General features: G+C 66.2%; 7 protein-coding genes. 3 read left to right on the top strand and 4 right to left on the bottom strand.

Annotated features, from left to right (window positions below; genetic code table 11):
- Positions 1–47 precede the first annotated feature (47 nt).
- The 4 genes from AC1DYK_RS16015 to AC1DYK_RS16000 all read right to left on the bottom strand — a co-directional run bounded on the left by AC1DYK_RS16015 (position 48) and on the right by AC1DYK_RS16000 (position 13,636).
- The gene (locus AC1DYK_RS16015; protein WP_478167215.1) at positions 48–332 is read right to left on the bottom strand and encodes a hypothetical protein; all 285 of its coding nucleotides are present in this window, start codon (positions 330–332) and stop codon (positions 48–50) included.
- A complete protein-coding gene (locus tag AC1DYK_RS16010; protein WP_478167214.1) occupies positions 332–10,516 on the bottom strand; it encodes a hemagglutinin repeat-containing protein in 10,185 nt (3,394 codons plus the stop codon). Before AC1DYK_RS16010 ends, AC1DYK_RS16015 begins: the two co-directional genes overlap by 1 nt.
- A 13-nt stretch (positions 10,517–10,529) precedes the next feature.
- Positions 10,530–12,311 carry a ShlB/FhaC/HecB family hemolysin secretion/activation protein gene (locus AC1DYK_RS16005; RefSeq protein ID WP_478167255.1) on the bottom strand — a complete coding sequence of 594 codons (1,782 nt, stop codon included), beginning with the start codon at positions 12,309–12,311 and terminating at the stop codon, positions 10,530–10,532.
- A gap of 587 nt (positions 12,312–12,898) precedes the next feature.
- Positions 12,899–13,636: a helix-turn-helix domain-containing protein gene (locus tag AC1DYK_RS16000; protein ID WP_478167213.1), complete on the bottom strand. Its 738-nt coding sequence runs from the start codon at positions 13,634–13,636 to the stop codon at positions 12,899–12,901.
- 202 nt (positions 13,637–13,838) lie between these two features.
- Here AC1DYK_RS16000 and AC1DYK_RS15995 point away from each other — a divergent pair, with 202 nt between their 5' ends.
- The 3 genes from AC1DYK_RS15995 to AC1DYK_RS15985 are packed head-to-tail and all read left to right on the top strand — an operon-like array spanning position 13,839 to position 18,114.
- Positions 13,839–14,996, top strand: coding sequence for an NAD(P)/FAD-dependent oxidoreductase (locus AC1DYK_RS15995; RefSeq protein WP_478167212.1), 1,158 nt, complete (start codon positions 13,839–13,841; stop codon positions 14,994–14,996).
- A gap of 47 nt (positions 14,997–15,043) precedes the next feature.
- A complete protein-coding gene (locus tag AC1DYK_RS15990) occupies positions 15,044–16,489 on the top strand; it encodes a M81 family metallopeptidase (RefSeq protein WP_478167211.1) in 1,446 nt (481 codons plus the stop codon).
- A 47-nt stretch (positions 16,490–16,536) separates the two neighbouring features.
- The gene (locus AC1DYK_RS15985) at positions 16,537–18,114 is read left to right on the top strand and encodes an ABC transporter substrate-binding protein (protein ID WP_478167210.1); all 1,578 of its coding nucleotides are present in this window, start codon (positions 16,537–16,539) and stop codon (positions 18,112–18,114) included.

The following is an 18,114-nucleotide window of genomic DNA, read 5'->3' as shown; positions in this document are numbered from 1 at the left end:
CGATACGCCATCGATGGCGTTGTTTGGTCACAGCGACGCGAGCCACACTATTGAACTACAACATACGAAGCCCCAAGCTCCGACTGCAATCGGCCAGCCAAAATTTTGCCTTCCTCTTTAAATTTCTCAGCCGCCTCATCATTTGCAAATCCAGAACTCAATGGATCATCCATATCAAGCGTTTCATCAAACACAGCAGCCCATGCAACCAGTTGATCTCTAAGCTCCAACGAAATCGGTAGCTCAGCCGGATCGATATTCCCAACAACACCAACAGATGCCTCCCAAAGAGGGTGACACTGGTAATCTGCCATCAGCTTAATTTTTCTCATCACAATTTTCCCGCCGGATTAGCGCCGACAATAAACCCATTATCACTAATCGTCACTGCAATTTTTTGGGGTTGCCCATTCACAGTAGTCTGGTAAATTGGTCGACCATTTCCCACGCCTTGATAGCCAACAATATTTCCTTCTTTAACTGCTTGCATCACAACGCTCGGTATTTGCGCCTCTGAAACTCCTATGTTAAGAAAATCGCTTGCATGCCCCTCGACGATATGTTGCAAGCCGGCACGCGAATTTCCGGTTTCAAGAAAGACGATTTTTCCGCCAGATGTCGTTCCCGTTGCGATGACATTTTGGGGTGAGAACTTCACACCTTTGCCAGCAAGCTCGGCTAGATGCGTCTGATCAACTAGCAGGTCTCCAAATTTTGCTGCGTCTGCAGCCCCCATGGCTACAGCTTTTTCAGCGGCCTTGACTGTCGACCCAATGCCCTTAATCGATCCGACACCAACAGGCAGGCTGGCCAACACCTCACCACCAATCTTGCCGATGGCATAGGCATCCCCCCGCTCATAGGCAGAGGCAAGCTGCTCACGCTGCGCATTGTTGGCCGCGTCGAGCACCTGTGCCAACAACGTCGGATCGGCCAACTTCATGGCGTTCCCGGCGAACTGCGACAGACGCTCTCCCGATGCCGCATCACCTTGACCCGCGAGCACCAGCGTGGCGATCCCGTCAGCAATGGCAGACAGTCCTTCCACGGTCGACTGCGCGAAGCCCGCCGCCAGCCCGGCGAGTTTGCTGCCCGTGGACAGCGTCCCATCCGCTTGCGCCTGGGTGTGCAAGCGCTCCAACTGAGCCGTCATGCTGGCTTCACTAAGCCCGAGTCGAATGATCTCCGCTTGAGCGGAGCGAACTTCCGCCTGCTGCGATCGACAAGCATCGCTCGATGGGCTGGCGCAAGCACTGGCCAGATCGCGGTCACGCTGCGCGCTCAGCGCATCCAGTTCCCGCACGGTCCCGCAGGCCTCCGCGTTTCCAGCCGAGCATTGCTGCTCTGCAACGAGCTTCTTTTCGATCTCGTCATGCTTGAGGTAGTTGTTGACCGTGGCGTTGGTCGCCACCGTCGCTCCCATCCCCGCATCGCCTGACGCTGCACCCACGGCAGCCCCAACCAGCGTCGAGCCCGCCGTCAACAGCGAGGCGAACTCCGCGCTGCCACGCGGGATGCCCTGACTCTCCAGGTAGTCCGCCATCACGGGCAGCAGCGCCTCGTTCAACATACCGGCCGCCGCGCCCGCGAGCGCGCTGCCGTCGCCGATCTTGGCCTGCACGATGCCCGCGAGGCCATGCAGCGCGATCTTCTCCGGGCTGCCATCGGGCCAGCCCGCCTTGGCCGAGACATCCCCGATCACGTTGTCCACGACGCTGCCCACCAGTTGTGCGGCCCGCTGCCGGTCCTGCGCCTCCTGCTGCAACCTCGGGATCTCCTTGGCTTGCTGCAAGGTCAGCGTGTTGACCAGCGCCCCATTGGCCGTCTCCGCGTCCCTGGACGTCAGCGTCGCCACATTGGCATTGCTCTTGTCGTCGATCTCCTTGTTGCCCGTGCCCGTGATCTTGATGTTGCCCGGGCTGATCACGCTCTGCGTCTGGCTCGACTGGCTGTTGTTCCCCGGCAGGCCCTTGCCGCCGTTGAGGTTCGACAACGCCGTGTTGCTCGCGCTCCGGGCCGCGTTGGCTCCAAGGCTCGTGCCTTGCGTGTAAGCATTGCCACCCGAGCTGTAGCTCAAACTCAGCGACTGGCTGCTGGAGTTCGTGTTCTGCCGGTTTTCCAGATCACTGGTGGTCAGGCTGCCGGTGGTGAAGCTGTTCTTGTCCTCCGTGGCCGTGCTCGTGATCGCACCGCCCTTGAGGTCGGTGTTGCCCTTGACGGTCACATCGAAGCCACCGTCGCCCGCCGCGATGCCGCTCTGTCCGGTCGCGCTCTGGTAGTTGTGATCGACCTTCTGCTTCGAATAGTTGGCCGTCGCGGTGACGAACTCCCCGAAGCAGATCGGCGGCACGCAGATGCTCACGTCCAGGCCGCTGCTGGTCTGCTTGCTCGCGTAGTTCGTCTGGTCCTGCAGGCTCTCGATGTTGAGGTTGCCGCCGACGTCCAGCTTGACGCTCTCGCCCGCCAGTTGCGCGCCTTTCAGGTTCGTGTCGTTGCCGCTCTTGAGCTTCAGGCTGCCGGTGGCGGTGACCAGCGTGTTGTCATAGCGAACTTCGCTGCCGTTGGCCTTGCCCTGGTTGCTGCCGATGTTGCCCTGGAAGCTGATGCCGTTCTGCGAGCCGAAGCCGAAGGTGACGCCGCCGCCCATCGAGCGACCGGAGCTGTTGCTCGCAGTCGCCGCGGTGTTCTGGGCCGCAAGCAGGTTGATGTCGCGCTTCGCATCCAGGCTGATGTCCTGCGCCTGGAGCTTGGCGCCCTGCATGTTGATGTCGGTCTCGCGCGCGGTGATGTCGATGCTGCCGGCCTGGATGTTGGTGCCCCGCTGCTGGGTGAAGGCCTCGGCGCTCATCGAGCGTTGCTTGCTGCGCTGTTCGCTGATGCTCACGCCGAAGGCCGATCCGGCGGGGTCGCCGTTCGTGCCGGCTGCGCCCAGTCCCTGGATGCCGTTTTGCAGTGCGCCATCGGTCGCGAGCTTGTAGGCGTCGTAACCGGCCTTCAGCTCCAGTGCGCCCTTCAGGCGACTGTCCTCGGTGTGCTCGGCTTCCTTCGCCATGTCGTAGGCGCGCGTGATGACGCTGCCCACGGTGCCGCTCAGCGCCGCGCCGATGGTGTGACTCTTCGACTCGGCGCTGTGCGTGCTCTGGCCCGTGGAGGTCGCGGCGTTGAGGTTGACCGCGTTGCCCGACAGCGTGACCTTGTTCTTGGCGAGCAGGTCCGCGCCTTCGGTGGTGATGTTGCCCTGGCCCGTTCCGGCGTACTTCGAGTCCAGGCCGGCGACCATGGTCAGGTTGCCGCCATTGGCGCTCAGCAGGCTGGTGACGGCCGTACTGGATTCGCCGGTGCCGTTCTCCGAGCCGCGCACGTTCGAATAGGCGGTCTGTCGCGGTGCGAGGCCGGGCACGATGCCCACGCCCTTGTTCTGGCTGCTACCCGCGCTGCTGGAGCTTTGGGTGTCCTGGGCCGCGAGGATGTCGATGTTGCGTCCGGCCGACAGCGCAATGCTCTTGTCGGCCAGCACGTTGCTGGCGATCACCTGGACGTCGCGTCCGGCATCGATGCTGACGTTGCCGCCGCTGACGGTGCTGCCCACCTGGGTGGTGCTGCTGCCGGCCTGCATGTGGTTGCCCGACCCGCTGCTGTAGCCGATGCCGCTCTCGAAGCTGGCCGAGAAACCCTTCTTGCTGGCCGCCGAGTAATAGCTGCCGCTGGCCTGGTCCTGGGCGCTCTCGATGCGGACATCGCGTCCGGCGCTCAGGGAGAGTTGGTCCTGCGCCGTGACGTTGCTGCCGCGGATCGCGATGTCGTTGCCGGCCGAGACGACCACATTGGCGCCGCTGAAGCTGCTGCCGACCGAGGTGTTCGTCGATTCGGCGCTGACCTGGGTCGATGTGCTCTTCGAGAAGGTGGACTTCTTCTCCTGGTGCGATGCGAAGCCTGTGGAGTTGGTGGCGCGGCCCTCGCTGATGTTCACATCGTTGCCCGCGATCACGGCCAGCGTGCCCTTCGCGGCCACGCCGGCGGCGCGGGCGTTGATGTCGTTCGTCGCGCTGAGGGTGACGTTGCCACCACCCACGATCTGGCTGCCGATCTCCTGGGTCTTGGATTCGGCGTAGAAGTTGCGGCTGTCGGTGATCGAGGTGCGCGCGCTGGATTCGGTCACCGTACCCAGGTTGATGTCGCGCCCTGCGTTGACGAGGGTCCGGCTGCCTTCGCCGGTGTTGGCAAGGATGCCACCGACCACGTTGACATCGTTGCCCGCGCTTGCGACCAGCACGCCGTTCGGATTGGAGACGTACAAGCCCGCGATGCGGTCGATGCTCGTGGCGCTCGACAGGGCGCCCTGGGTGCTGCTGGTCGTGGTGCGGACGTTGATGTCATTGCCGGCGACCAGGGCCAGCGAGTCGCGTGCGTCGACCGTGCCGCCGATGACATTGATGTCGGCCCGGGCGTCCAGCGCCACGTTGCCGCCCGAGATCCGCCCGCCCAGGTTGTTGACGTTGTCGGCGGTGATGGACACCAGCTGACGACCCGCGACGGTGCCGCTGTTGGTGAAGTCTCCTTCGCCGGGCTTGTTCTTGATGGTCGTGCGCTCAGCCGACATCAGCGCTCCGTGGCCATCGATGTCCCCGGGCTGGACGCGCACATAGACTTGCGGCGCCAGCACCTTCTGCGTGCTGCCATCCGGCAACGTCACCGTCTGCTCGACCAGCCACACGATGTCGCTCGTGAGTTGCGCCATCTGCTCGGCCGTGAGCGCAATGCCCGGCGTCAGGTGGTACTTCTGCGCGAAGGTCACGCCCGCGTTCATGAGCGCCGTGTACTGTTCCTCGTCGCTGGAGTAGCCATCCAGATAGCGGTAGCCGGTGAGCTGGGCCACCTGCTCGCGGATCAGTTTCTGCTCGTAGAAGCCATCGCCCAGGCGCTTCTGCACGCTGTTGGCGTCGAAGCCCATCGCGTTGAGAAGATAGTCGCTGCCAAGCCAGTTGCGGTAGTTCGCGAAACGCGGATCGGTTTCGACGAGGTAGTTGCCGGCGCCGGGCTTCGTCTGGAACAGGCTGGCGCTCGGCACGCGGGTATCCGGCGTGCGGGTCCGCACGACCATGGGGGTGTCGCGTGTGCTGCCCGCTGTGCCATGGGCATCGGCCGCGTCCGCCGTTCCCGCGCCGCTTCCGCCTGCCGATGCCGAGCCCTTCACGGCCGAAGCCACCTCGATCACTGCGCCCGGGCCGCCGCCGCCCGAAACGCCGCCGGCCTGACTCGCGGAGCCGCCCGGTCCGTTGACCCCGCTCGCCGAACCGGGGTTGTAGCCAGCCGTGGCATGGGTGTTCGGTGTGTACTCGAAGCTGCCGATGTCGATGGTCTTCGGCGGGTCCGAATAGGGCGTCATCGGGTAAAAGGCGACGCCAGCGCCGTCGTAGCCCGTGGCCATGCCGCTGTAGCTGGTGGAGGACTGGCCCTGAGTCGCCCTGTTGTCCACGCTGGTGGCAGTGAGCGAACCACCGGCGGTGACCTTGCTGTCCCGGTTCAGCAGATGCCCGTCGATGTCCATGTTGCCGCCGGCCACCAGCCGCGCGGCTGCAACGTTGGTGGCGACGTCGCGGGTCGTGGTCTCGGTGATCTGCCAGTCGAGGTAGCCGATGCCGACCAGCGTCTCGGAGCCGTCGGCATTGCGGTGCCACACCTGGCCCGTGAAGGGGTCGCCCCGCGTGTCGGCCTTGCTCCAGCTCTTGCCATCGAGGGTGGTCAGGTGGGTCTTGTCCTCCGACCTGGTTTCCTGCACCACTTGCAAGTGGGTGTCGAGGTTGTTGACGTTGGCCATGGCGATCGACATGTCGCTCAGGGACTCGATGGAAGCGCTCAGGTTGTTGAGCACGCTGCCCTTGCCCGTGGCGTAGCCGTTGGCATCGAGCGCGCCGCCGATGAACATGTCGCCGGCGCTGAAGATCAGCGCGCCGTCGAGGTTGTTGATGGTGCTGGAGCCAATGTCCAGCGTGGAGCGCGCCGCGATGGTGGCGGCGGAGGTCGCGCCCCCGACGGTCTCGGCGACGTTGTTCAGCGTGCCCGCGCCGATGGCGACGGCATCGCCATAGATGCGGCCGGTTCCGATGTTGTTGACGGTTCCTGCGTCGATTCGCGTCTGGCCGTGGCTGTCGATCAGGCCCCGGTTGTTGAGCGTCCCGGCCTGGATGATCGTGTCGGCGCCACTCATCTCGGCGTTGACGGTGTTCTCCACCACGTTGCCGCCAGCGGTCAGGGTGCCTCCCGCGAGCAGCTTGCCGTTGTTCGTCAAGTTGCCCGTCGTCTTGTACGTGAGGTCGCCATTGGCGCTGACCTCTCCGTTGTTCACGATGTCCTGCGTGAGCGCGATGCTGAGGTCCTTGCCCGAGATGACGGTGCCGTCGGCGCTGAAAGTGGCGGCGTCGAGCTGGAGGGTCTTGTTCGCTGTGAGGACACCACCGGTGTTCACGATGCCGAGGGTCTTGGCGGTCGGATTGGCGGCGTTCGGATCGACGATGCGCAGCGTATCGCCAGCGGATATCAAGCCGTTCGTGTTATTGACGCTGCCGCCGCTCGTGATGGTCGTTTGGACATCGGACCGGACAGCGCCCGAGGTGTTGTCGAGATTGCCGACGTTGAGCGCAACGTTCCGGCCTTCGATGCCCTGGCCAGTGCCCTGTGTGCCGGTGTTGAGGATCGTGCCCGCGTTGAGCGTCGTCGTGGCGCCCGAACGCAGCAGGCCACCGGCATTCCGGACGGTGCCGGCGTTCACGCTCAAGTCGCCCACCGCCTGGGTCTCGCCGCCGGTGTTGTCGTAGGTCGCGCCATGGGTGTCCACGGCAACGCTCGACTGACTGAAGACGATACCGCCGCCAATGTTCGAGAAGTCCCCCGTATTGGCGGTCAGCGCGCCTTTCGATCCGACATAACCGCCCGCATTGCTTAGCGAGCCGGTGGCAAGGTCGAGCGTGCCGGCGCTGGTGATGCCGCCCTGGCCGCCTGCATAGCCAGCGGCGTTGGTATTGCTCAGGAACTGGCCGCTCGTGCTCACGGTCATGGCGCCGCCCGACTGGATCAGGCCGGCGTCATTGACGAGCGCACCCGAGCTCACGGCCACCGTGGTCGTGGCGGCCAGCGTCCCTTTCGCGTTCGTGAGCGTGTGGCCGCGCGTGTCGATCGACAGCGCATTGCCGAAGACCTTGCCCGCCGAGTTCTCGAAGCCGCCGTTGACCAGCGCGACGTTGCCACCTGCCTGCATCGTGCCGCCGCTGTTGAGCGTGGCGCCAGCGGTCGTGACGCGCAGATCACCCTGGACGGCGGCGACCGTGCCGCGCGTGCTGTCCAGGCTCGCGGCCGAAATCGACGTGTCGCCATTCGCGGCCAGCGTGCCGCCCACATTGGACGCGGCACCCACAACGGTCGCCGTGAGGTCGCTCACGGCGGTCACGCGGCCCGTGTCGTTCACGAAGCTGCCGGCGCCCAGTGCGACATTGCCGCCCGCGCCGATCTCGCCCTGGGCGCTGTTGTCGAGCAGACCGCCCGTGCGGATGCTCAGATCGGAAGTTCCGGCTGTGCGGATCGAGCCGGCCTGGTTGATCAAGCTGCCGGCCGTGATCGCGGTGGCGCCGTTGCTCGCGATGGTGCCTTGAGCGCTGTTGTCGAGCCCCCCGACAACGGCAATGCGCGTGGCATCGGTCCCGGTCTGGACGATCGTTCCGGCCCGGTTGCCGAGCGATCCGGCGTCGATGGTGATCTGCTTGGCGGTGGTCGTGCCACCGTCCTGATTGAAGTGGCCGGTGACTGCGGCCACCAACGCGCCATTGCTGGTGATCTGGCCGTTGGCGCCATTCAAGCTGATGGCCTGAATGTTCAAGGCTCCCGTGCCGGCGTGCTCGATCTTGCCAGCGGTGTTGGTCAAGGTCGTGGCCTTCAGGGTCAGGTCCTGCCCATTGCTCGCGATACGCCCGCCGGCGTTGCTCAGCGAGCCGCTGACGGCGATGGTGGTGGCGCCCGTGCCGGTCTGGACGATCTCGCCGCCGCCCGTGTTGGCGATGTTCGAGGCGTGCAGGTCCAGTTGGCCGGCATTGAGCTTTCCGCCCTGGTTGACCAAGGTCTGTGCGCCTTGGCTGTCGGCGCGGATGCCGAGCGTACCGGCCGTGGCGACGGTGGCGCCGCTGGTCGTCACGTCGCCCTGCGTGGCGGTGATCGCGATGTTCGCGGCGCCGGTCTGGCTGCCCGAGAGATCGACGCTCACGCCCTGGAGCGTCGCCTGGCCGGCCGCGAGGTTCGAGCCCTGGGCCACCAGGGCACCGGTCGCCGTGACGTTCAGATCGCCGGTCGCTCCGGGGCTCCCATCGGCCTGGATGCCCGCGCCGAGGACACCGGTGCGCCCGCCATGCAGGGTGGCGGCACTGACGACGACGTTTCGTCCAGCCGTGATGCTGCCATCGTTGGTCAGGGTGTTCGCCACAACGATGCTTGCATCATTGCCCGCGCGCAGCGAGCCGGTGTTGGACAGCGAGCCGGCGCGTGCGACCAGGTCGGTCGCGCCGCTGATCTGGCCCGAGTTCGTCAGCGCGTCCGTGACCGAAAGCGACGTGCCCGCCGTTGCGGAGGCCACGGTTCCGAGCGTGTTGTCGAAGGAGCGGCCCTGGATCGAGACGGCCTGGTTGGCAAGCAGCGAGCCCGAGACGTTTTGAATCGCGCCCGCGACACGCGCATCGAGCGCGCCGGTCGCGGAGATCGTGCCGCGCTGGTTTTTCACCATGCCGCCGACCTGCAGATTGGCGTTGCCATTGCTGGCGAGCGTTCCGTCCTGATTGAGCAGGTCGCCCGTGGTCGTGATGTCGAGACTGCCGGCATTCAGCTGGCCGCCGCTGTTTTCGAAGCTCGCAACGTTGGCACTGAAACCGTTCGCGACGTGGAGCGTGCCCCCTGCATTGCTGAAGGTGGGACCGGAGACCGCGAGGCTGGAGACTTCGAGCTTGCCGCCCGCGTTCGAGACGTTGGGCGTCTGCAGTTCGATCGGTCCGCCGGCATAGACACGACCGCCGTCGTTTCGGATCGTGCCGGCCGCGGTGATGAGGCCGGGCGCGATCGGCGCCACTGGCGTGACTGCCGTGCCACCGGCACCAGCGCCCGGGTCTGCGGAACCCCCCGTGCCCGAACCCGCTCCCGCATCGCCCGTGCCGGCCCCCGCGCCGGAACTACCCGCGCTGGAGCCGCCTCCCGCGCCCGCGCCAGAAGAATCGGCGACGGGCTCGTAGCCGATGGTGCCGCCGTTGGTATTGACGAGCGTCGGTGCTGCGAGCGCGAGCCCGACCATGCTTGTCTGCCGGATCGTTCCGGCATTGTTCACATCGCCGGCCACGCTCGCCAACTCGATGCGCTGGCCCTCGATGGTGCCGCCCGCGTTGGCCAGGTCGCCTTGCGTGGCGATCTTCGTCGTGCCGGCGGCCACCACCGTCCCGCTGTTCACGAAAGTGGGCGCCGTGATGACCGCAGCGCCCGCAGCCTGGATCGTGCCGGTGTTCTCGATCCGCCCGGAGGCCGTCACGGTCAGTTCGCCCAGGCCCATCAGCCTGGCGTCACCCGCGCCGGTCTGGATGGTGCCGGCGTTGCGGGCGCCGACGCCCGCCTCGGTCCCCATGATCCAGATCTTTTGCGCGTACATGCCGCCCAAGGCGCCGGAGTCGAAAGCGATCGGCGGGGTGGGCCCGCTGCCCGCCATCGGCACGACGTTGGCGGCGACGCCCGGCGCCCCATCGGCGCTCACCTGGTTCGCGCCCGTCACGACGCGCAGCTCTCCGCCGCCCCAGACGCCAGCGTTGATCGAGACCATGCGCGCATACAACGCTGCGAATTCGGTCCCACTGGCGTCAAGGCCGCTGCCGCTCACGTCGATGGACCCGCCGCTCACGCGATAGCTCTCGATGCCGCCGTAGACGTTGAGCTGCGGCACACCGGTCGTCAGCGTGACGCGGTTCGCGTTGATGAAGCCACCGCCCTGGACCTGGATGCCCGAAGGGTTCGCGATGATCACCTCGGCCTTCGGTCCCGCGACCTCCACGTAACCACGCAAGTAGCTCGGCGACGAACTGTTGACTTCGTTGAGGATGACGCGCGCGGAGCCGCTCGCCAGCCATGGATTGGCACCGATGTAGCCGCCGAGTTGCGACTGCACGGCCGTGCGGGAGTTGTTGAGGATCGCGCCTTGGGCGTTGACGTCGAACTGCCGATACACGTTGCGCGATACCCCGGCTGCCGAGGGCGTGACGATGTTCACGACCGGCACCCCGTTGGGCGCGGCCAATACGGTCGGGCGCTGGTTGCCCGGAGCGTTCGGATCGGCTGCGATCTGGGCATGCGCGGGCGTGAGGGCCAGCAGCGCGGCTGCCGTGACACCGACCGCCCCGACCGTCGTCCCAGCCGCCTTGCCGGCACTGCGCGCGGTCTCTTGAACCGCCACCAGCATCCCTCTCGCGGCGCTGAAAATCACCCTGTATCGCAGCTTGTTCATCTTGTTCTCGGGTTCAGAAGTTGTAGCTCAGGCTGAAGCCGGCAGTGACCTTCGCGGTGCGAAAGCCCTCGGGCTTGCTGATGGGCGCGCCGACGAAGACGTCATAGTTCAGGCCCTGGAAGACGCCGCGAATGCCGACGACGGCGCCCGCCAGCTCGTTGCCGACCTGGAACTCGACCGAAAGACCTCCGACATGTCCGTAGTCCACGCCGGCATAGAGTTCGGCGCCGCTTCGGCCGAGTGCCCAGCCAAGGTCATTGCGGATGAGCCAGCCGCGCTCGCCCAGCAAGCTGTTCTCGCCATCGAAGCCGCGTACCGTGTAGCGCCCGCCGATGGCGAAGCGGTCCTGCGGCGTGAGGGGCGTTCCGTTCCACTGCGCGCGCCAGAGTCCGCTGTAGCGGAACTGCTCGCCCGCGAGCTTGAAAGGCGCGTTCAGGCTGGCCTCGGCCGTGAACAGTTCCATGCGCGAGGTGCCGTCGCCGAAAGCTTCTTCGGGCGCTTCCTTCGATCCGAACGCGCCCGTTCCGCGGCGGTACGCCAGGGTTCCGTCCAGCGTCGCTTCGCCGATGAACTCGCGGTGATTCGCGCTGGCCTCCCAGCCACCCACGACGCGCCGCTGGACGTCGATCTCGGTGTCGTCGACGAAGTTGTGCGAAGCCCGGCGCCATGCCCGAAGCGCTGTCGTCGTCTTGCGCGAGGCATCCCTGTAGATCAGCCTCGCGAGCTTGACCTCGGCGTTGCTCGACTCGCCGCTGTAGACGTAGTTCTGGCCCAGGCCGGCCACGGACTGGTGGTAGTCGTTCTGCGATACCGTCGCGCTCAGCAGCCAGTAGCCGTACGGCACAGAGTAGTGCACCGTCTGTCCGGCCGTGCCCTGCCCCTGATGGTTGAAGACATCGTGATTCAGGCTGACATAGAAGAGGTCGTTCAGCCCAAGCGGGCCATCCCACGCGACGGTTGCACCGGCCTGTGTCTTGCCGGTGGCATCCGTTCCACCGTCGTCCAGGCTCAGGGTCGCGCGCAGTGGGCGTTTGCGCGTGTACGCGACCACCAGGTCGCTGTCGCCCGGCCGCGCGCCTGGCGCAGTGGAAGCCTCGATCTGGATGTCGGCGTCAGCGGTGGGCAGGCGCTTGAGGTTTTCCAGGCCCTGTTCGATGTCGCGCAGGTTGACGAGACGGCCCACTTGCGCCGGAATGGCGCCGCGCAGGCTGGTGGAAGTCTTGTCCTTGCCTTCTTCCCGATCCTTGAAGCGGATCGCTGCAATGCGACTGGGGACCAGCGTCAGGACCAATGTGCCGGCGGCAAGGTCTTGCGGGCCGACGAGCACGCGTGTGGTGACATAGCCTCGGGCGATCACGGCCTGTTGCACGCGCGCGAGGATGACGTTGACGCCTGCGGTGCCGAGGCAGCGACCCTGCCAGTCGTCGGCTGTTTCACCCGATCTCGCTGCGGCATCCAGCGCCCATTGGAAATCGTCTGCAAGTTCGCCCGAGAGCACCAGCCGATCGATGCGAAAGCACGGCCTCTCGTCCTCCGCCAAGGTTTGCGCATCGATGACCGCGGGCTTCGGCCGAGTGTCGACCGTGCGTTCCTGCTGCTCGCGCAACGCGCGTTCGCGCTCTAGCTGGCGTTGCTCCTCGATGATCGGCCTGGGCGTCGAGGCGACTTGCGCATGAGCCGCGAACGCGGCGGCAACGCCCGTCAGCAAAAGGGGCGAGAGGATGGAAGCCGAGAGTTTCGGAACGCGGCAAACAGCCGCTTTGGGCGACGCACGCCCGCGGAAAGGAAAAGTCATTGTTCTTATTGATGCGCCGAAGGACGCGGGATATGCGAAATCGCCGCGTCGATCCGAAAGCACCACCACCCTGAATTGCTCAGCCTGGACGAATTATTTCTTCGTATAAGCGAGTCAAGATTGACAAAAATTCTGTCAAGAAAGGCCGGTGATTTTCTTGGCGCTGCGCACCTCGGGAGCTATTCGCCCACCGATGCCTTGCGCACATCCGTCGGCTGCCTCTCGGGGCAGAGGAACGGTTTTTCTTGACTGATTATTGTAGGAATGCAAGTCCACGCGACGACATCAGATTCGTGTGGAATTCGTGCAATATCTCTCTTTTTCTTTCGAAGAAATTCACCGCGCAAGCCGCCATTCAATTGCCAAATAAACACGCACATCGAGGGAAATAAGAAGATCTTCTTACCTCTCGCTCGACACAATGAGTTGGTGTCTCGAATTGCCGGTCCGCTTTGACACGGCACGCTCAACGTCTAGTTGCGTTTGCACGGAGGAACAGACATTGGCGTATGCGTACGGCCCTATGTCTTCCACTCGACTTGCGACTTGCCGCCGCCATCAGCCTTCGACGGCGTCGATGGCGCGGGCTAAGCGCTCTTTCCGGCCTTCGCGGTCTTGGCGCTTTTCCTTGCGGCAGGCTTGCGCGCAGTCTTCACCATGGGCGCCATGCGCTCGTCGCCGTCGCGCGCGGAGCGCATCAGGCCGCTCTCGCTCGAGGTCATGCCCACGATCTTCGCGAGCTGGCGGCTCACGCTCACGTAGGCATGGCCGAGACGGCTGTCGAAGTACAGCGAGTCGCCGCGCGCCAGGTGCACCACCTCGCCGTTCTCGAAGTGCACCTCGATCTCGCCCGACAGCACATAGGCGAACTCCTCGCCCGCATGCCGCACGAAGTCCTCGGGGCCGTGAATGCGGCGTGCATGCACCGTGCCGACGACGGGGCTCATCTGCTTTCCGGCCGCCGTGGTGCCGAGGAACTCGTAGGCGATCGAGAGTCCGCGGTACACCACGCCCTTGCCCGCGCGCGTGACCACCGGCCCTTCGAGCTGCGCGGGCTTGACGCCGGCCCCCGCGAACATCGCATTCATGTCCATCTCGAGCGCACGGCCCAGCGCGGTGAAGTTCTCGTAGCCCAGCGCGAGCTGGCCGCGTTCGGCGCGCGAGATGGTGGTGATCGACACGCCAGAGCGCTCGGCCAGTTGCGCCAGCGTCCAGCCGAAGCGCTTGCGCGCAGTGCGCAGTCGATGCCCGAAAGTGGTGCGGTCCAGCTTGGGCGGCTCTTCCTTCGGCTTCGTCCCCGGCTTGGTCCCTGTGTGTGGATTCACGCGTGGCTTTCTCTTGTGATGCAGGGAGATTCTGCCAGCCCGGCGTCACGCCATCCATGCCGACCCGCGTGACGCGGGCCCGGAAGTTGCGTATACGCAAATTGCGTTGACGCAAATTTCACCGATTCGGTGCCCATGGTTTTCCCTTGATAGCGGTGAATCAATTTGCGTATCCGCAAATTTCTACCTACACTTTCCGCCGATGAGTACCAGCACCCCAGCGCCCTTCGTGGCCGACTACCTCGTGATTGGCGGCGGCATCGCCGGGGCCTCGGTGGCCCACTGGCTCGCGCCCCACGCCCGCGTGATCCTGCTCGAACGCGAATCGCAGCCCGGCTACCACTCCACCGGCCGCTCCGCCGCCCTCTTCATGGAAAGCTACGGCACGCCGCAGGTGCGCGCCCTCACGATGGCCAGCCGCGCCTTCCTCGAAGACCCGCCCGCGGGCTTCACGGAGCATCCGCTGCTCACGCCGCGCGGGGCCATGATGGTCGCGGGCAAGGAGCACATGGCCGAGCTCGAAGCCCACTGGGAGGTGCTGCGCGCCATGAACATCGGCGCGTCGCGGCTGAGCGGCGAACAGGCGCGCGAGATGGTGCCGGCGCTGCGGCCCGAACAGGTGCTGGGCGCGGTGTACGAACCCGATGCGGCCGACATGGACGTGCACGCCATCCACCAGGGCTACCTGCGCGGCATGCGGCAGGCCGGCGGCAAGCTGGTGTGCAATGCGGACGTGACGGCCATCGAACGCGTCGGCGACCGCTGGCGCGTGCAGGCCGGCGGCGCCGTGTACGAGGCACCGGTGGTGCTCAACGCGGCCGGCGCCTGGGTCGACGACATCGCCCGAATGGCGGGCGTGCAGCCGCTGGGCATCGAGCCGCGCCGGCGCTCGGCCTTCATCTTCGCGCCGCCCGAGGGCGAGAGCGTCGCGCACTGGCCCATGGTCTTCGGCGCCGACGAAGGCTGGTACATCAAGCCCGACGCCGGCATGCTGCTCGGTTCGCCGGCCAACGCCGACCCCACCGAGCCGCAGGATGTGCAGCCCGAGGAGCTCGACATCGCCATCGCCGTGCACCGCATCGAGGAAGCGACCACGCTCGCCATCCGCCGCCCCACGCGCACCTGGGCCGGGCTGCGTTCCTTCGTGGCCGACGGCGACCTCGTCGGCGGCTTCGAGCCTGGGGCGCCCGGCTTCTTCTGGGTTGCGGCGCAAGGCGGCTACGGCATCCAGACCTCGGCCGCCATGGGCGAGGCCTGCGCCGCGCTGGCACGCGGGTTGCCGCTGCCCGAGCGCATCGCGGCCTTCGGGCTCACGGCCGAGATGCTGGGCCCGCAGCGGCTGCGCGCGGCCACCGCCTGATCGCCGGGCAAGAACAACCGCCCTCCTACCTCAACGAGAACCCACCCATGCGTGTCTTCAGTGCCTCCCTCGCCACCGAAACCAACACCTTCGGCCCGATGCCGACCAGCCTCGCCTCCTTCAAGGACCGCGGCTACTTCGCCGCCGGCAAGCATCCCGATGCGATGACGCTGTTCTCGGGCCCGCTGTGGGCCGCGCGCATGCGCGGCGCCGACAAGGGATGGCAACTGTTCGAGGGCATGGTCGCCGGCGCGCAGCCCAGCGGCACGACCACGCGCCACGCCTACGAGACGCTGCGCGACGAACTGCTGAACGACCTGCGCGCGGTGCTGCCGGTCGACATGGTGCTGCTCGGCCTGCACGGCGCGATGGTGGCCGACGGCTATGACGACTGCGAAGGCGACCTGCTGGCGCGCGTGCGGCAGATCGTCGGGCCCGGCGTGGTGATCGGCGCGGAGCTCGATCCGCACAACCACCTCACGCCCGAGATGGTCGCCAACGCCGACGTGATGATCTCCTTCAAGGAGTACCCGCACACCGACGTGCTCGAGCGCGGGCTGGAGCTGGTCGACATCTGCGCCGCCACCGTCGAAGGCAAGGTCAGGCCGGTGGCCGCGGTGGTCGACTGCGACATGATCGTCACGGTCCACACCTCGCGCGAGCCGGCGCGCGGCTTCGTCGAGCGCATGCAGTCGCTCGAGGGCAAGGACGGCGTGCTGTCGGTCTCGTTGACGCACGGCTTCTCATGGGGCGACGTGTCCGAGATGGGCACCAAGGTGCTGGTCTACGCCGACGGCGACCAGGCCAAGGCCGACGCGCTGGCACGCCAGCTCGCCGACGAGCTGATCGCCATGCGCGACGGGCTCACGGTCCACTATCCGAGCATCGACGCCTCGCTCGACGAGGCGCTGGCCTTCGACGGCGGCCCCGTGGTGCTGTCCGACGGTGCCGACAACCCGGGCGGCGGCGCGGCCAGTGATTCGACCTTCATCCTGCGCCGCATGGTCGAGCGCGGCATTCGGAACGCGGCCATCGGCCCGATGTGGGACCCGATCGCAGTGCGCATCGCCTTCGACGCGGGCGTGGGCGCGAAGCTCGCGATGCGCATCGGCGGCAAGATCAGCCCGCTGTCGGGCGACCCGATGGACCTCGATTGCACCGTGAAGGCGCTGCAGCACGACCTGGTCATGACCGGCCTGGCGGGAACGCCCACGCTGATGGGCGACAGCGCGCTGGTCGAGGCCGACGGCATCGAGATCGTGCTGATCACGCTGCGCAACCAGGCGATGGGCACCGACCTGTTCACGCAGCTGGGCTGCGACCTGGCGGCCAAGAAGATCATCGTCGTGAAGTCGTCGCAGCATTTCTATGCGTCGTACGCCAAGGTCGCAAAGCATGTGATCTATGCGGGCGCGCCGGGCGCCGTGACGCTGGACCTCACCACGCTGCCGTATCGCAAGGCCCGCCTGCCCAAGTGGCCGATCACCGCATGACCCCCAGGCTTGCCCATTTTCTTTCAGCCCTTACCGGAGAACCGACGATGAAACGACGAACGCTCGCAGCCCTTGCCACCCTGGCGCTTTCAGCCGCGTGCCTGCCGGCGCTCGCCCAGACGCCGCCCAAGACGCTGAAGGTGGTGGCGCATGCCGACCTGAAGATCCTCGACCCGACCTTTACCACGGCCTACATCTCGCGCAACTTCGGCTACATGGTCTACGACACGCTTTTCGCGCAGGACGCGAACGGCAAGCCGCAGCCGCAGATGGTCGAGAAGTACACGAGCTCCAAGGACAGCAAGCAGTGGAGCTTCACGCTGCGCCCGGGTCTGAAGTTTTCCGACGGCAGCGCCGTGACCTCGGCCGACGCCATCGCCTCGCTGCAGCGCTGGGCCGCGCGCGACAGCATCGGCCGCGCCATGGTGGCGGGTGGCGCCGAGTGGAAGGCAGTCGATGCCCGTACCTTCACGCTCACGCTCACCGAGCCCTTCGGCCTGGTGCTCGACGGGCTGGCCAAGCCCTCCAGCTTTCCGCCGGTGATCCTGCCGGAGCGGCTGGCCAAGATGTCCGCGACCGCGCCGCTGCCCGAGGTGATCGGCTCCGGCCCCTTCATCTTCAAGCGCGACGAGTGGGTGCCGGGCAACAAGACGGTGTTCGTGCGCAACCCCAACTACGTGCCGCGCAGCGAACCGCCGAGCGGCCTGGCCGGCAGCAAGAAGACCACCTTCGACCGCGTGGAATGGCTTTACCTGCCCGATGCCAACAGCGCCATCGCGGCACTCAAGCGCGGCGAGGTCGACCTGGTGGAGCAGGTGCCGCCCGACTACATTGCCCCCTTGCGCACCGACCCGAGCGTGAAGATCGGCTCCGGCGGCACCTACCAGGGCTTCCTGGTGATGAACCACCTGCTGCCGCCCTTCGACAACCCGAAGGTGCGCCAGGCGCTGCTGCAGGCCGTGAGCCAGGAACGCATCGTCGCGGCCATGGGCTATCCGCTCGACATGCGCATGAGCTACTGCCAGACCTTCTTCATCTGCGGCAGCCCCAACGAGACTGCCGCGGGCGCCGAGCCCTACCGCAAGGCCGACGTGGCCAAGGCCAGGAAAATGCTCGCAGACGCCGGCTACAAGGGCGAGAAGGTCACGCTCCTGGTGCCGAGCGACGTCACCTACCTCAACGCCGAGGCGCTGATGGCCGCGCAAACCATGCGCAGCATCGGCATGAACGTCGACGCGCAGACGATGGACTGGGCTTCCATCGGCGCACGCCGCGCCAAGCGCGACGCACCGGAGGCCGGCGGCTGGAACATGTACGTCACCGTGGCCGGCGAGTTCGACGTCAACTCACCGATCACCAACGCCTACCTGAGCGCGGCCTGCGGCAACAGCCTGCCCGGCTGGCCCTGCGACAAGCCGCTCGACGAACTGCGCAGCGCCTGGCTCAAGGAAACGGTGCCGGCCAAGCGCAAGGAAGTGCTCGACGCCTTCCAGGCCCGCGCCTACGAGGCGGTGCCGTACATCAACGCGGGCCAGTATTCGTCCGCGTATGCCGCGCGCGCCAGCCTCAAGGGCACCGACAAGCTCTGGGCCGGCATGCCGACGGTCTGGGTGCTGGACAAGTAA

The organism is Variovorax sp. P2_H12, assembly GCF_056403395.1.
Note: the sequence above shows the minus strand (reverse complement) of the source record. Positions and strands in the feature narration are given on the sequence as shown.

Coding starts and splice junctions, on each gene's coding strand:
- AC1DYK_RS16015 (WP_478167215.1), bottom strand. CDS start 332: ATGAGAAAAATTAAGCTGATGGCAGATTACCAGTGTCACCCTCTTTGG.
- AC1DYK_RS16010 (WP_478167214.1), bottom strand. CDS start 10,516: ATGAACAAGCTGCGATACAGGGTGATTTTCAGCGCCGCGAGAGGGATG.
- AC1DYK_RS16005 (WP_478167255.1), bottom strand. CDS start 12,311: ATGACTTTTCCTTTCCGCGGGCGTGCGTCGCCCAAAGCGGCTGTTTGC.
- AC1DYK_RS15995 (WP_478167212.1), top strand. CDS start 13,839: ATGAGTACCAGCACCCCAGCGCCCTTCGTGGCCGACTACCTCGTGATT.
- AC1DYK_RS15990 (WP_478167211.1), top strand. CDS start 15,044: ATGCGTGTCTTCAGTGCCTCCCTCGCCACCGAAACCAACACCTTCGGC.
- AC1DYK_RS15985 (WP_478167210.1), top strand. CDS start 16,537: ATGAAACGACGAACGCTCGCAGCCCTTGCCACCCTGGCGCTTTCAGCC.